Origin of the sequence: Veillonella montpellierensis (assembly GCF_947090115.1) — a bacterium.
GTDB classification, from domain to species: domain Bacteria; phylum Bacillota; class Negativicutes; order Veillonellales; family Veillonellaceae; genus Veillonella; species Veillonella montpellierensis.
Window position 1 is genome coordinate 109,543 of sequence record NZ_CAMUMS010000003.1, and the last position, 16,550, is coordinate 126,092.

At 34.4% G+C, this 16,550-nt stretch carries 15 protein-coding genes; all 15 read right to left on the reverse strand.

Translation table 11 applies throughout. The features are described from left to right. Positions 1–392: 392 nt before the first annotated feature. Positions 393–1,811, reverse strand: a complete 1,419-nt coding sequence (gene hydG / locus P6940_RS02480; RefSeq protein WP_338116623.1) for a [FeFe] hydrogenase H-cluster radical SAM maturase HydG — start codon at positions 1,809–1,811, stop codon at positions 393–395. Positions 1,812–2,679: 868 nt separating this feature from the next. Next, a complete protein-coding gene (gene rpmA, locus P6940_RS02485) occupies positions 2,680–2,964 on the reverse strand; it encodes a 50S ribosomal protein L27 (protein WP_028257117.1) in 285 nt (94 codons plus the stop codon). Between the two features lie 12 nt (positions 2,965–2,976). Then, entirely contained in the window at positions 2,977–3,291 is a 315-nt protein-coding gene (locus P6940_RS02490) for a ribosomal-processing cysteine protease Prp (protein ID WP_277293107.1), read from the reverse strand. 2 nt (positions 3,292–3,293) lie between these two features. Further along, positions 3,294–3,605 (reverse strand): 50S ribosomal protein L21, encoded by a 312-nt coding sequence (rplU, locus tag P6940_RS02495; RefSeq protein ID WP_277293108.1) that lies wholly within the window; start codon positions 3,603–3,605, stop codon positions 3,294–3,296. A 348-nt stretch (positions 3,606–3,953) separates the two neighbouring features. Further along, positions 3,954–4,514, reverse strand: a complete 561-nt coding sequence (locus P6940_RS02500) for a manganese efflux pump MntP family protein (RefSeq protein ID WP_277293109.1) — start codon at positions 4,512–4,514, stop codon at positions 3,954–3,956. A gap of 115 nt (positions 4,515–4,629) precedes the next feature. Next, positions 4,630–6,057, reverse strand: a complete 1,428-nt coding sequence (locus tag P6940_RS02505) for an Rne/Rng family ribonuclease (protein ID WP_038151768.1) — start codon at positions 6,055–6,057, stop codon at positions 4,630–4,632. A 189-nt stretch (positions 6,058–6,246) separates the two neighbouring features. Then, positions 6,247–6,939 (reverse strand): TIGR03936 family radical SAM-associated protein, encoded by a 693-nt coding sequence (locus P6940_RS02510; protein ID WP_338116624.1) that lies wholly within the window; start codon positions 6,937–6,939, stop codon positions 6,247–6,249. After that, the gene (locus P6940_RS02515; RefSeq protein WP_277293111.1) at positions 6,911–8,794 is read right to left on the reverse strand and encodes a TIGR03960 family B12-binding radical SAM protein; all 1,884 of its coding nucleotides are present in this window, start codon (positions 8,792–8,794) and stop codon (positions 6,911–6,913) included. Before P6940_RS02515 ends, P6940_RS02510 begins: the two co-directional genes overlap by 29 nt. Positions 8,795–9,015: 221 nt before the next feature. Then, a complete protein-coding gene (rodA, locus tag P6940_RS02520) occupies positions 9,016–10,122 on the reverse strand; it encodes a rod shape-determining protein RodA (protein ID WP_038151770.1) in 1,107 nt (368 codons plus the stop codon). Positions 10,123–10,130: 8 nt separating this feature from the next. Beyond that, a complete protein-coding gene (locus P6940_RS02525) occupies positions 10,131–11,162 on the reverse strand; it encodes a P-loop NTPase (protein WP_277293112.1) in 1,032 nt (343 codons plus the stop codon). A 29-nt stretch (positions 11,163–11,191) separates the two neighbouring features. After that, a complete protein-coding gene (gene mrdA / locus P6940_RS02530; RefSeq protein ID WP_277293113.1) occupies positions 11,192–13,078 on the reverse strand; it encodes a penicillin-binding protein 2 in 1,887 nt (628 codons plus the stop codon). 18 nt (positions 13,079–13,096) lie between these two features. Next, positions 13,097–13,588 (reverse strand): rod shape-determining protein MreD, encoded by a 492-nt coding sequence (gene mreD, locus P6940_RS02535; RefSeq protein ID WP_277293114.1) that lies wholly within the window; start codon positions 13,586–13,588, stop codon positions 13,097–13,099. Continuing rightward, a complete protein-coding gene (gene mreC / locus P6940_RS02540; protein WP_277293115.1) occupies positions 13,585–14,502 on the reverse strand; it encodes a rod shape-determining protein MreC in 918 nt (305 codons plus the stop codon). Before mreC ends, mreD begins: the two co-directional genes overlap by 4 nt. Then, positions 14,502–15,539, reverse strand: coding sequence for a rod shape-determining protein (locus P6940_RS02545; protein WP_277293116.1), 1,038 nt, complete (start codon positions 15,537–15,539; stop codon positions 14,502–14,504). Before P6940_RS02545 ends, mreC begins: the two co-directional genes overlap by 1 nt. 81 nt (positions 15,540–15,620) lie before the next feature. Further along, a complete protein-coding gene (gene radC, locus P6940_RS02550) occupies positions 15,621–16,376 on the reverse strand; it encodes a RadC family protein (protein WP_081936417.1) in 756 nt (251 codons plus the stop codon). Positions 16,377–16,550 lie beyond the last annotated feature (174 nt).

Consider the following 16,550-nt stretch of genomic DNA (forward strand, 5'->3'; position numbering starts at 1 on the left):
TTTCATTTTCAGTATTAGTATACATTCAATTTTTTATGATATACATTGCATATACGCTACACAAAAAATGGGATTTTCATAATAGTTCTATTTCATACATCTATAACATGGTTTATATAGTGTATACTGTAAAGAAAATCATCATACTATAATCTTACTTTACTTTTATATAATATAGCTTGAACATTTTACTATAGATGGGTTAGTTTTTTGTATAAGAAATTATTTTCCTATCCATATAGGGAGTAGTTTATTGAGTAAAGAACAATAAATCCACCCTCCTGTCTAAGGTAGATACTATAAAAATAGAGGAAAGTTGATATTTTACTAAATCAACCTTCCTCTATTTTATTAAGGGTACATTTTATTCTAGCCCTTCTAATTAAGTTTCTTTAAAAATTAAAATCTCGTTCACCAGATTCCATTTGTTTTATATATTGCTTTGCTTTATCCTTAATTACTTCATTAGGTATCGCACCTAATTGATTATCAATGACAGCTTGTCCAGTAGCTTTAGTTGTGTCACTAGCATAGTCAATTAAATATTCGTTAAGTGTCATTAATGCATTAGGTTGGCAACAGTTAGAAATCTGACCAGATTTAGCAAGTGCCATAAATCGATCGCCTGTTCGTCCCGAACGATAGCAAGCAGTACAAAAACTTGGTACATACCCTAATTCAAGAAGCCATTCTACAACTTCATCTAAGGTACGTCGATCGCTGGTGTCAAATTGTGCTGAATTATCTTCTGGTAACTCCTCTTCTTTATAACCACCCACACTCGTACGAGATCCACCACTAATTTGTGAAATTCCTAAGGCTAATCCTTTCGCACGCATCGTAGCACTTTCACGAGTACTCATTATCATACCTGTATATGGAGTTGATACACGAATCAATGCCACTATTTTTTCAAAAATATCATCTGGAACAGCATTACTGAAATCATTAACATCAATATCATCAGCTGGACAAATACGAGGAACAGAAATAGTATGAGGGCCTACTCCATAAACAGCTTCTAAATGTTCTGCATGCATCAATAAACCGACAAAATCATATCGATAGTGTTCTAATCCATATAATACGCCAATTCCTACATCATCAATTCCGCCTTGCATAGCTCGATCCATAGCTTCTGTATGATATGCATAATTACTTTTTGGACCATGTGGATGTAACGCTTCATAATTTTCTTTATTGTATGTTTCTTGGAATAATGTATACGTACCAATACCAGCTTCATGTAGCTTTTTATAGTCTTCTACTTCACAAGCTGCAATATTAACATTAACACGACGAATTTCACCATGCTTATTTTTGGTACTGTAAATTGTTTTTATACATTCTAAAATATACTCTAGTGGATTATTAATAGGATCTTCTCCTGCTTCAATAACCACACGTTTATGTCCCATAGCTGTTAATGCCATAATTTCGTCTCTTACTTGTTGTTGTGTTAATTTTTTTCGACTAATATCGCGATTTTTAGCATGATATGGACAATATACACATCCATTTACGCAATAATTTGATAAATACAATGGGGCAAATAAAACGATGCGATCACCATAAATAGTGTTCTTAATTTCTTTCGCTAATGTAAATAATTTATCTTTATATTCTGGTAAAGGACACTCTAATAATACAGCCGCCTCACGATGAGTTAACCCTTTATAAGTCGCTGCTTTTGCCAAAATTTGATCTAATAGTTCACGATTTTCACAGTTTGCTTTAGCATACGCTAAGGTATCCAGGATTTCTTCATGACTAATAAACTCTTCTGCCTTAGAAGATTTTACATTGTACATCATACTTACTCCTTTACTACTCTTATTGAGTCCGAAACCTCTTCGGTATATAATAATTCCTTACCTATACTATAATATCCAATATTATCTATATGGATATATTTAGTATAACACTTATTCCTAGTAAAACATACTGAATTTTGTCGACTTTCTATATTAGATCATATCAAATAGTCTATATTATTATTAATAAAATGCAAATAATAACATTTTTTCTATAAATTATAAGTATAATAACTCTCAACAATCTATATATTTTATATAAACTATTCTAAATGATAAAAAATCTTTCGTATCATTAAACCACCACTCAAAATCAAAAATAAGTGTAATCACGGTAAATATTATAATCAAGTTGCCCTGCAGAATAATAATTTAATTTTTATAACTGTATTTCTTACTAAATGGTAAACGATGTTAACTCTGCTATTATTACCTTCATTAGCTGAATTATATCGTATGACAACTACAATATTAGCTCTCATCATCTATATTATAAATAAATTATGCTCCAGATGATTATTTTACTCTTTCTTTACATATTATTTTCTGTACTACTTCTACAAAATGCCTATTCATTGATTGAAGAAATATCAAAACAAGTTACTTATACTATATAGTAAAAACTTTTGCTATCTTGGAGAAATGATCTCTCCTATATAAAAAAGATGACTTATCTATAAAATAGAAAATATTATTGAAATCTATAGTATCATCAAATAATAAAAATATGCTAGCCATATTCTATGCATCTAGTATGTAAACTTAAATATATTCATTCATATATAAAAAAGCTCTTAAAATCCTATCATATATCAACTAAGAGTTTAATATATGATTAAGAATTCTAAGAGCTTCTTACTATTGCTTACGCTTCTACTGGGTATACGCTAACCTTACGGTTATAACGACCAGCACGTTCAAATGCTACTTTACCTGGAACTAGAGCAAATAAAGTATCATCACTACCGATACCAACATTAGTACCAGGATGGAAATGGGTACCACGTTGACGAACGATAATATTACCGCTTTTAACAATAGAACCATCATGACATTTTACGCCAAGACGTTTAGATTCACTGTCACGGCCGTTACGTGTACTTGATACACCTTTTTTATGTGCAAATAATTGCAAATCAAAAGTAAACATTACGTTCACCTCCTACTTATCACTAATTGTTACAAAATCAGAATATTGATTACTGATCTCGGTAAGTCCAAGAATCATTGTTTCTAATATATCCTGACCACTCTGTGTAAGAACACCAGATAATATGATATCACATTGTCCTGACGTATTTGTATAGTGTCCTTCTTGATGTGCAATATCTTGTAACCCCAATATAGCAGTACAAGATAGCACGGATACGGCTGCACAAACAATATCATAACCAGGATCATCATATTCCGCATGTCCTTCAATCTGACATCTTCTAATAAGCTTATCAGAATTACGAGTAATTATAATAGAAATCATAATTATGCTTGAATAGATTCAATACGAACTTTAGTGAACGGTTGACGATGACCTTGACGTCGACGGTAATTAGATTTAGCTTTATATTTAAATACTAAAATCTTTTTAGCTTTACCTTGTTCAAGAACTGTACCTGTTACTTTTGCACCGTCCACAAGAGGAGCCCCAACTTTAACATCACCATCATTAACTACAGTCAATACATCTTCAAAAGTGACAGAATCATTAGCAGTTGCTTCCAATTTTTCAATAGTAATTATATCGCCTTCAGATACACGATATTGTTTACCACCAGTTTTAATAATTGCGTACACGATAAACACCTCCTTGTTTTCGAACTCGCTGAATACGGTAGCCTAACCCAAGAGTCAGTCATTTACAACCCCTTCATGCGGCTACAAAGTTCAGGTAGTACCCAAACTATGACTTATTAAGTATATATCAAAAAAACTGTCTTGTCAAAGCTTATATAAAATAAATATGCTATGTATATATTAATTTTAGTTAATAAACTAACTATAAAAATGACTACATCCATTATGTATAGTAGATGTAGTCAATCTATATGTAATATTTTTATATAATTATCGTATATGGATAGTATACTTCTATTCATATACATTGTCATAGTATTTACTATGGCACTAACCGTCTTCTTATTATCAACTTATATATCCTAAATGTTGAAATAAAATTTTTACCCCAATAAGGAGTAAGATGATACCACCAATCATTTCTGCACGACTTTTAAAGAAATTACCTAATAAACGTCCTGCATAAATTCCTACTAAAGAAATAAAAAATGTAATAATTCCTATAATGGATGAGGCATATACTACATTTACCGACAAAAAGGCGAAGGTAATACCCACTGCCATTGCATCAACGCTAGTCGCGATTGACAGCATTAGCATTTCGCCCCATCCAGTGGTTACCTCTTGATCTTCTGTGTCATCAAAGGAGTTGCGTATCATAGTAATACCTAGATAACTCAAGAGAACTAAAATAATCCAGTGATCATATGCTGCTATTGTATCTGCAAATTGTACACCTATTGCCCACCCAATAATAGGCATTAACATCTGAAAAATACCAAACAGTAAAGGTAATATTACCTTTTTATGTGTTTCTTTTTCAGTCAGCATTAAACCTTTACTAACTGATACACCAAACGCATCCATAGCCAAACCGATAGCAATTAATATAACTTCTACTAATGACACATTAAAACGCCTCACTTATATAGGAAGAATCAATATTTTATGAAAATTCTCTCTATTATACACTATTATTTTTATAATATCAATACTTTTCCTATATATCTACCAATATATACAATTAATGGCCAATCGATAGTAGCGAGTAGGCTTCACGATTCATTGTTTTACTCTTAGTAATAAAAATCGATTTTTGTAATTCTATGGAAAGTTTTTTACACACTTCTTTTGTAAAGTATATGGCTACATCAGGATGACATTCTATTTCTATATCGCTTTTTAGGCGTCCCAATTTATACATATCACGTAGTTTTCGTAGAATTTGTAAATATACTGTTTTTCCAGAAAAAATATAACCAGTGCCACCACACTGAGGGCATGTATCAAAGAGAATAGTTTGTAATCCTTGTCGTTTACGCTTACGTGTCATTTCAACAAGTCCTAGCGAGCTAATACCGCATACAACAGTTTTCGACTTATCTTCTTTTGCTAACCGTGTTAATACTCGCAAAATATCTTTCTTATGTTTCTCTTGTCTCATATCAATAAAATCGCAAACAATAATGCCACCAATATCACGCAATCGCAATTGTCGACAGATTTCTTTAGCAGCTTCCGTATTGACTGCAACTGCTAAATCTTCGGCACTTTTAGACTGTCCAACAAAACTACTAGAATTAACATCAATCACTGTTAACGCTTCTGTATGATCAATTCGTAAAGTTCCACCTGAAGGCAATGTAACTTCTGTATTCGTCAAACTTTCTATTTGTTCATCTACTTGATATGCTTTGTAAATAGGCTCTTTATCCGTATATAGTTGAAGGCTAATATAGTCATCTAATTTAGTTAACGCCAATAATTCTGAAATACGTTTAAAACCAACTGGATCATCTACAATAATAGTACTAACATCTGCTGTAACATGTTCACGAAAAATACGATACCAAAAATCAGCATCTGTATATAAACAAGTGCCACCTTTAGCAATAGAAAATCTATTATGTATGGATTGCCACGTATGCCATAAAAACTCCATATCAGCAGCCACCTCATCCGGAGTAGCTTTAGAGGCTGCAGTTCTAAGGATTAATCCACACCCTTTGTTCAAGTAAGGTTCTGCAATCACCGCTAATTGCTCACGCATAAGTGGATCTTTGATCTTTTTAGAAATATGAATACCTTTCGCATATGGTAATAAAACCATAAATCGACCTGCTAAGCTAATATCGCTAGTCACTCTAGCACCTTTGCCAAGCATTTCTTCTTTAACAACTTGTACTAATAAATGTTGCCCTACAAATAGTTTTTGTAACAGTTGACTTTGTTTACCAGATTGTAAATTTAAATACGCATTATCTGAACGACCTATATCAAGGAAAGCAGCCTGCATACCAGGTAAGACATTTTTTATAGTTCCTTTAAATATATGATTAGCAATATGTTCTTCATCAGGGCGTTCGACCATATAATCCACTAATCGATTTTCTTCATCTACGATTGCCATACAAAGTTCTTCTGGCATAGCTGAAATAACAATTTGTTTCATATGGGCCTCCACTTTTATACTTAGATATGATGAATACGCTTTCCTTCGCTATTTATAAACAATTACGATATCAATCTCTCTATATAAAACAAGTTACAATGAAAATAAAACTCTATGGCTTAAATTTCTTACTACTGATGTCATATTCTAAAATGCCTACTACTAATTATATTAGATCTATAAACACAACTATATTTCTAAAGGTGTATATAAACCATTTTCATTAGCTATTAAAATATCTTTTCGATGTACCTCATATGCATCAGTAACTGGCCATCCAAATTGCCTCTTCCCGAGCTTCCAAACTTCACTGGGTTTGACTGTCCCTTCAGGATAAATTCCTATCCCCATAACAAGTGTAACTGTATGATTATCATGCACCACTGCCGTAATAGGGTCTTTTATAAAATGCTTAATATCAATAGTCCGTATCTTTTTAGGTGTTATCTTTTCATAAGCTATTTCATGAGCATCATTAAAGGACTTCAACAATTCCTTCCAATCAATCTCGGACGTAATTGGTCCTGTAACTTCATAAATGGCATAGTTACAAATAGCCATCATCTTTTTTACGCGCTCATCAGTCATAATTTTTCCTTCTATGACTTCTAGTCCTTTAGGGGCATGGGTATTAAAACGAGTGATAATATTCTCTAATGAGTCCTCATCAACTGTATCCATATCAACATATTCTCTAGACGCAGTGATTCCCAATGCTAGCGCTGACGAAAAACTAATTTTCATATGAGGGTTAAAACCTTCAGAGTAGGCCATACGTATGCCTGCTCGACGTATAGTTCGTTCAACCGCTTGAGAAAAATCTAAATGAGATAAAAAACGTAATTCTTCACCTTTACTTAATGCCAAACGTAACTTTCTCAACACGTCCACCCTCCTTATAATCGATAATAGCTGTATCTAATTCAGCACAAACATTACACCCTTTACAAGATGCACGTCGACAATCGGGTGTTAGTGCCGCTTCTATTGCCTGATTCCATTCTCGTTTTAAAAAGCCTTTACTTACAACGGAATCCAAATGATCCCATGGTAATGGTTCATCAAAAGTGCGTTCTCGTCGTGCATAATAGGCAGGATCTATCCCACACTTCTCAAATGCAGCTAACCAAGTATCGTACTTAAAATATTCTGTCCAGCCATCAAATTTACAGCCCATTTTCCACGCTTCCATTAATACAGCTGATAGCCTTCTATCGCCCCTAGCAAACACGGCCTCCATGTAACCAGTATAGCCGTCATGATAGTGATAAGAAATATTACGATTATTAATGAGAGATTTTAAATATTGCTGCTTTCTATGAATTTCTTCTACTTCCTGCTGACCATACCATTGATAAGGAGAATGTGTTTTAGGTACAAAAAAAGATACACTAACCGTTACTTTTCCATTTCGCTTACCTGTTATCTCCCGGTGCAAATCAAGTACTTTATACGCCAAATCTGCAATGCCTGCTACATCTTCATCAGTTTCTGTCGGTAATCCCATCATAAAATAAAGTTTAACTGTATTCCAACCTGACTGAAATGCATTCGTACAAGCTGCTAGTAAATTTTCTTCTGTTACACCTTTATTAATAACATCACGCATACGTTGTGTACCAGCTTCTGGAGCAAAAGTAAGCCCTGATTTTCTAACTTGCTGGACTTTTTTAGCAATATCAATAGAGAAACTGTCAATTCGTAATGATGGTAAGCTAACGCTCACCTGCTTATCCTTAAACTCTTCCATGAGCATATCAACTAATTCTGGTAATTTTGAATAATCGGCAGAACTTAATGACATTAAAGAAATTTCATTATAACCTGTATTAGCAATGATTTCTTTAGCAATTTCCACTAATCGTTCTGGTGTTTTTTCACGAACAGGCCGATAAATCATGCCCGCTTGGCAAAACCGACATCCCCTTGAACATCCACGAAATAATTCTAGAACGGCTCGATCGTGAACAATATCTAAATAGGGTACAACAGGTTTAGTGGCCACATGTACATGTTCCATATCTTCAATAATTCTTTTTTCAATATGATTAGGTGCTTCTGGTGCTAGTATATGTAGACCCGTAAAATCTCCTTGTTCATTATATTGAGGCTCATATAAGGATGGCACATAAGAACCAGGAATTAATGCAACTTTACGTAAGAAAGCTTCCTTTCCTCCTGGAAAGCCTAATTCTTTTTCTTGTTTATATAAATCAATAAACTCATTCGTCCATTCTTCTGACTCGCCAATAGACGCAATATCAAAGAATTCAGCCAAAGGTTCCAAATTATAAGAACAAGGACCACCAGCAATGATTAAAGGAAAAGACATATCTCTATCTTTTGCCAATAAAGGTATATTCGCTAAATCCAGCATATTAAGGATATTAGTAAAACTCATTTCATATTGTAATGTAAATCCTACTATATCAAATTCCTTAATAGCTGTTCTTGTTTCCAGCGAAAATAAAGGAATACTTCTATTACGCATTTCTGCTTCCATATCATGCCAAGGTGCAAATACACGTTCTGCACAAGCATCGGTTCGTTCATTAATTAAAGAGTATAAAATTTTAATCCCCAAATGACTCATGGCGACTTCGTATACATCTGGAAAGGCTAATGCCATGGTTACATCGACTTGGCGATGGTCTTTAACAATACTATTCCATTCACCACCAGTATATCGTGCTGGTTTTTCTACATGTTGTAACCAAGATGTATCTAATTCAATCATAATACCTCCATATATTCAAAGTTTTATAGTAACAAAATGAGTATAATACCATGTGATATGTAGTAACCCAATTTTAATCTATGTATAAAACAGAAAAACTACTCCCCATATATTTATAGATGCTAATTATACTAAGGAGTAGTACTATTTCTAACGCATATCTATCAATCGAGTATAACTTAACACTTATAAAGTATATTTTATTTATTTCATCCATTAACCTACTGGAACATAAGTTTTTTACGTTGCATAGCAATATTTAATAAAATGCCTACACTAAACATATTAGTTGTTAATGCACTGACACCATAACTGATGAATGGCAAAGGAATCCCTGTTACAGGCATTATCCCAGTAGTCATGCCTACATTAACTAGTACTTCAAAGGTAAACATGGAACCTATACCCGTAGCCAATAACATGCCAAAATTATCATTGGCACTATAAGCAATACGAATTGCTCGATAAATTAATGTAAACAATAACAACAAAACTATTACACATCCAATAAAACCTAATTCTTCACCAATTACGGAAAAAATGAAATCTGTATGATTTTCTGGCAAGAAATTCAATTGACTTTGGGTTCCTTCAAATAACCCTTTCCCCATAATTAATCCTGAACCAATAGCAATTTTTGATTGAATAATATGATAGCCAGATCCAAATGGATCAATATCTGGATTTAAAAAGACCAATATACGCTGTTTTTGATAAGGATGTAATAAAAACCAACCAAACGGTGCTGCAATAACAGCAATACCTGCCATAATTTGCACTAAACGCATTCTAACACCAGCAATAAATAACATACCTATCATAATCGCCATATATACTAAGGAAGTTCCTAAATCTGGTTGTTTGAATACTAGTAACATAGGTATACCAATATACACAACTACAGGTAACAAGCTTTTAAATGTCGTAAATGTGCCCACCCTATTTTCTAATAATCGAGCCATACAAATAATCATTAATAGTTTAGAAAATTCAGAAGGTTGAATGGTAATACTTCCTATTTGAATCCATCTTTGAGCGCCTAGAGCAGATGTTCCGACAAACATAACAGCTAATAACATCAGCAAAGTAATTATGTAGATTGGCTTAGATAATGCTCGAAATCGATGATAATCAAACCATTGCAAGGCAATAACTAATATTACATTAATGAAAAAAAAGACAAGTTGTTTGGTAACTAGACCTGTAATAGCCAGTCCTTCTTTATTAACATGCGTAGCACTCCCAATGACTGTAACACCAATTCCAACTAATAAAACCGTACAAATAACAATTGTCCAGTCCCATTCTCTCCATATTCGTTGCCACATATAATCTCCTATCTTCTACGTACTAAATGAGACCACTTCATAGATTTTTGCTTATGTAATAATTGACTAATCGGTGAAAGCATACGATGCATCCATGTACTAGATGTCGCTGGATTATCATTCGATTCTTTTTCATCATAATTTTTTCTATAACTATCATCATGAGTATGATGATTAGATGCAGTATTTTCACAATTAATCTGTATGATTGTATCTTCTTCAGAATTTTCTTCTATCATTGTATCTGTTTTTACAGCATCTACCTTTTGTGAATCTATGACACTAGTAAATAAATTATCATATGTATGCGTTAAACGATTCTCATCGATGGCCATACCAGTTTGTGTAAATGTAACAAGGGGCTCTAACATTGTGAGAAGCCACTCAGGTGCTAATTCATGTAATCGTCCCTCTTGAGTATAAGAGATGATATCCTGATGATAAGGAATAATAGTAGCTAATTTTTCAGCCCCCACAGTTGACATAATTGTATTAATATCTAATTCGCTACACACACTTTGCGACATACCATTAATGACTAAAGCATAATCAAATTTTCGCTTTTCATGACATACTTGCATAATGCGTCCTACATTACGCAACGATACCCAAAATGGTTGAGATACAATAATAACTCGATCCGCAATATCGATAATGGTATCACTACCCCTACCAATGCCTGCCGGCGCATCAATTAATATATAATCATATTGTTTTGATAAGCGACGCATCATCTTTCGATAATTTTTTCTCTTTATATCTTCCCAACGTTTACTTTGACACGCTGGCAAGAAATCTAATCGGTCATGTATTGAAATAACTGCCGCATCCATATATTCTGGATCTGCACAAACATCTGTAAGATCAAATACAACTTCATTTTCTTTGCCCAAGACTAGATCTAAATCACGTAATCCCAAATCACCATCTGTTATTAGCACGTGATGCCCATTTTGACTTAAAGCTGTCCCTAAACAAGTAGTAAGTGTTGTTTTACCAACACCACCTTTTCCAGATACGAGTGCAATTATCATTCCCATATGACTATCCTTTCTTAAAAATAATTGATTTATATCGTAGAAGGACCTACCATCACTTTCTGACTATCACTAGTAGTGCCAACTGATTGCTTCACAGCTTCTTTATCATCTTTGCTGCGTACATTGAAAAAAGCGTCTAGAATTGCTCGGACAATAGGACCTGCTGAGCCAGCACCAAAGCTTCCTTGTTCTACCAGTGCAACTACTACAATTTGAGGTTTATCATAAGGTGCATATGCAACAAACCACCCATGATCTTTACCTGCTGCATTTTCAGCTGTGCCCGTCTTACCAGCTACAGAAATAGGAAATCCTTTAAATATTTCCCCTGCCGTTCCCCCTTCTGCAGTAACATCTCGTAATCCATTACGGACTAAATCCATAACACTTTTAGAAATAGGTAAGGTGCCAATTTTTTTTGGTCCATAAATTTCTGCTGGTGTTCCATCTGCATTATCTATACGACTCACAACATATGGTTGGTATCGTATTCCACCATTAGCTACTTCCGACATTAATACTGCCATTTGAATTGGCGTAACTAATGTAAAAGATTGTCCTATAGCAGCATCAAATGTTTCTCCTAAATACCAATCTTGATCAAATACTTTGCGTTTATATTCTGGACTTGCCAAATTACCTGTAGCTTCTCCGTATAATTTTATGCCAGTCTTTTCTCCAAGGCCATAATATTTAGCATATTTATTAAGGTTATCTATACCAACTCGATTGCCCATTTCATAAAAGTATACATTGTCAGATTTAGCTAAAGCCGTATTAAAATCAAGCCATCCTAATGCTTCTCCTTCTGCATTTCTTTTATCAATGAGCCAATGACGACCACTATCAAAAATTTGCTCGTCCGGTGTTACTTTTTTTAAGTCTAGGGCAGCTGATCCTGTTACTATTTTAAATGGTGAACCTGGTGGATATTCTCCAGAAATAACCTTATTGTCAAATGGATGCCCTGCATCTGTATTTAACTGTGTCCATTGTTGTGTTGTAATCCCCTGTGCAAACCAATTTGGATTGAATTCTGGAGAGCTCACCATCGCCAATACGGCACCTGTATTAGGATCGAGAGCCACTACAGCAGCCCCTTTAGCGGGAATATGCTGTTGTCGTAATAAGGAAATTTGTTTATGAACTGCTTCTTCTGCGACTTTTTGCAATTTTAAATCAATCGTCAAATGAATATCGTCGCCAGGGATTGTATGCTTGCGTCCCACCTCAGCAACAACACGGCCACTGGCATCAACTTCTAGTTGTTTTCCTCCATCAGTACCACGTAGAACAGAGTCATACATTTTTTCTAATCCAGATCGGCCCAAAATAGTTCCTTGATTAACTAAAGAATCAGGATTATTTTTCTTTATCTCTCCAAGTTCTTCTTCACTAATTTCGCCTACATATCCAAATAATTGAGAAGCTAATGAATCATAAGGATAATAGCGCAGCGGTTCTACATCAATAGTAACGCCAGGGAATTCATCATGATGTTCTTCAATTTTAGTAACTACATCCATAGTAATGTCAGTTGCTAAACGAATTGGTTCATATCCGCCTTTATGAGAACTAATTTTTTCCTTTAATATATCTGGTGTAGTTTTTAATAGACTTGCTAAAGAGATAAGTGTTTTTTCATCGATTTCTTTTCCTGTAGGCATAATGGAGACCGTATACGCAGGACGCGATCCCACAAGAATTTGTCCATTTCTATCATACATAATTCCTCGAGCCGCTGTCATAGAAACCATGCGAAGTCGATTGCCTTCAGCTTTAGATTGGTAATATTCACCCTCAATAATTTGCAAATATACGAGGCGCGCAATTAATACTAAAAATACGACAATTACTACATATACAAAGACATCAAAACGGCCTGTCTTATTCTTTTTATATAAACTTTCGAGCACGCAGATGCCTCCAATCATTTACCAAATATACTTTTCTTTTTCCTGCATACGCCACAATAAATAATGTATAAAAACTGCAAGAATTCCATTAACCCATATAGTAGGGAATACAAGATGCCACATGTATGTTCCTATTTCAATATCTGCATGAATAGCGTATAATATAGCAATTCGAATCACAGAATCTAGCAATGTTGCAATAGCTACAGTGATACATGAAATGTACCATTGTTCTTCATAAATATGAACACGAAATACAGTTACTACGTACACAACTAGTAAATATGGAAATATGTGTAATCCGAAAAAATTAGAAATAATCGTATCATGAATCACACCTGCTATCGTTGCCATGATTAATCCTGTTTTACGACCATGCATAGCTGCAATAAGGACTATCCAAACCAAGAATAAGTTTGGTATCCACACTTGATGGATAAGAAACGGAAATAGTTGTGTCTGTATAAGTAAGGTCAACAGTCCTAATAAAATATACGCAATGAGTCTCATTGTTTCACAGCTCCTTTAACACCTTCTAATTGATCACGTTGAGTCTGTGGTACAAGTTTAAGCGGTTCTTTAGGACTATTCGGAGCCGTTACAGAGGAGCGTATAATAACAAATACTTCCTCTATATTTCTAACATTTACATTCGCATCAACAATCGCATTCTTTACGAATCCTTCACTATCTATTTCTAATTTTTTAATATGTCCTACAGGAAATCCTTTCGGATAGATACCACCATATCCAGATGTAATAAGTGTATCGCCTTCTAATATATCTCCATCTTTAGCAATATTAACCATAATAGGTTCTGTCGGATTATTACCATTACCTTTCATTACAGAAGCAATCCTTGATTCTGGCCGTTGCACAATGACACCAATTGATGTACGTGGATCGAAAATAGTTTGTACTCTAGATGAATGAGGAAATACATCTGTTACAAATCCTACTACACCACTAGGTACAAACACAGGCATATTGATCGCTATTCCCTCTTCTGCTCCACGGTCAATAGTAAATGTATTAGTCCAATTGCCATAATCTTTAGTCACCACTGTAGCAACTACCATATCAAATTCAGGATGAGCTACTTCAAAATTTAATAATTGCCTCAATCTAATATTTTCTGCCACTACTTCATTATAATCTACTACCTTTTGCGCCATTGTATCGCGTTCTTGTTCTATATCACTGAGCGCGGTCGTATTACCGATAGCATTATCAATAACTTCAATCCCTGTATGTAAATTACGTAAAATCGTAGAGGCTCCATAGGAAAATGGAGTAGTTATTTGCTCTAAGGTTACTGTTACAAATGGAACATGAGTTCGTTGTTTCCACGCATATCCCAACAGTCCTAAAAGGATGCAAGCAATCGCTATAAAAGTAATCAATTTACGTTCAGATGAAAACATTATATTCGCCCCTTTCTATTTTTAGATGCAACAATATAACGTGTCATCATAGAAAATTGTTTAGCCGCAACGCCAAGCCCCCTTGCAACTGTCAAGGATGGATTATCTGGCACATGTACAGGAATACCAATCTCTTTAGCAATACATTCTGCTAATCCCGTTAATTGTGCACTTCCGCCTGTTAAAACCATCCCATTTTCCATAATATCTGCTACTAATTCTGGTGATGTTTGACGAATCACATTTTTTATTTCATTAATAATACGACAAATAGGCTCTTGCAGTACTTCGTAAATTTCATAACTATGGATTACACTACGTTTCATCAATCCATTTGATGTATCTCTACCTAAAAATGTATATTCTAAATCTTCTTCTGGCATAAGTGCTGTCGCTAATGTACATTTAATTTCTTCTACCGTATCATCGGCTACCATAACAGAAAAACACTGCTTTATATATTGCAAAATTACCGCATTAAAATCACCGCCACCACATCGAACAGATCGACTGATGACAGTCCCACCTAATGCTAATATTCCAATATCAACAGTACCTCCGCCAATATCTACAGCCATACTCCCGTAGGAGTCGAAAATAGGAAGCCCACTACCTAACGCAGCCAATACAGGAGTTTCAAGCAAATATACTTCCCTAGCTCCCGCTTGTATAACAGCATCTGTCATAGCTCGTTGCTCCACATCTGTCATTCCACAAGGAATTGACATAAAAACTCTAGAACGTCTCACAGACTTAGAAGCTTTATGGATGAAATAATTTAACATAGTATGGGTTACACGATAATCAACAATAAAACCATCTTTTAACGGACGCAACGCATCCAACATATCTGGTGTTCTAAGCAATAAACGCTCTGCTTCACTTCCTACTGCAATGATTCCTTCTTGTTTTGTATCCGTTGCAACCAATGAGGGCTCTGACACTACTATGCCACGTCCCTCCACATATACATGGGTATTAATACTTCCCATATCTATACTTAAATTTCTACCTAATGAAGAAAATACTTTACTCATATGATGTATGTCTCCTTTGTACTATCATCATATCATTTTATCATATTTTCTAGAAATTTTATAAAAAATTTTCAATTTTGCCTAAACATATCCTTTCTCACATAAACTAGTATAGTTTTTATCACCTATAACAATATGATCAATAATAGGTATCCCCATGAGTTGTCCTGCATCTCTAAATACTTTTGTCACTCGTATATCGTTCTGACTTGGTGTACTATCGCCCGAGGGATGATTATGAAACAATATAATAGAGGCCGCATTATGGGCAATGGCATAGCGAAATACTACTCTCTGTTCTGCTAAACTAGATGTTAGCCCCCCTTTTGATATTTCTTCAATCGAAATCAATGTATTTTTTGCTGTTAAATACATGGCCATAAAATGTTCTTCACGCCAATGTCTCACTCGTTCCATAACATATAAAGCAACTGTCTCAGGTGATGTAAAATCCTTGTGTTCTTCTAGCACCTTTGTTTCTACTAGTCGTCTTCCTAATTCAATAGCAGCTCCAATGGTTACTGCTTTGTCTTCCCCAATCCCCTTTACTTGCATACAATCATCAATCGTAGCACTATTTAACTGTAATCCTCTCATTGAAAGATTTTGTAATAATTCTTTTGCTAAAGAAATCGATGATTGTCCTTTACAACCAGTCCGCAATAAAATAGCTAAAATTTCAGCTATATCTAACTTATCACCGCCTAAAGCAATAAATTTTTCTCGTGGTCTTTGAAATGTATCCATATGCTTTACACATATATGTTCTCTCGTACTTTCAAATTTAGTCGCATTGCCTATTTGTTTATCCCATAATCCTTGATTAACTATACTCATATACCCTCCATTATATTCTCAATACATATATTCCTACACAGATACTATAAATTTATTGCCACTATACTATTCCCATCACAAGTGCACGCTTCTATAATGATTTATCATAATTTACACGTCCTCCTTTCCATGTATTTGCAGTTTTATTTTTACTTATTTTCCTTATAAAACGCA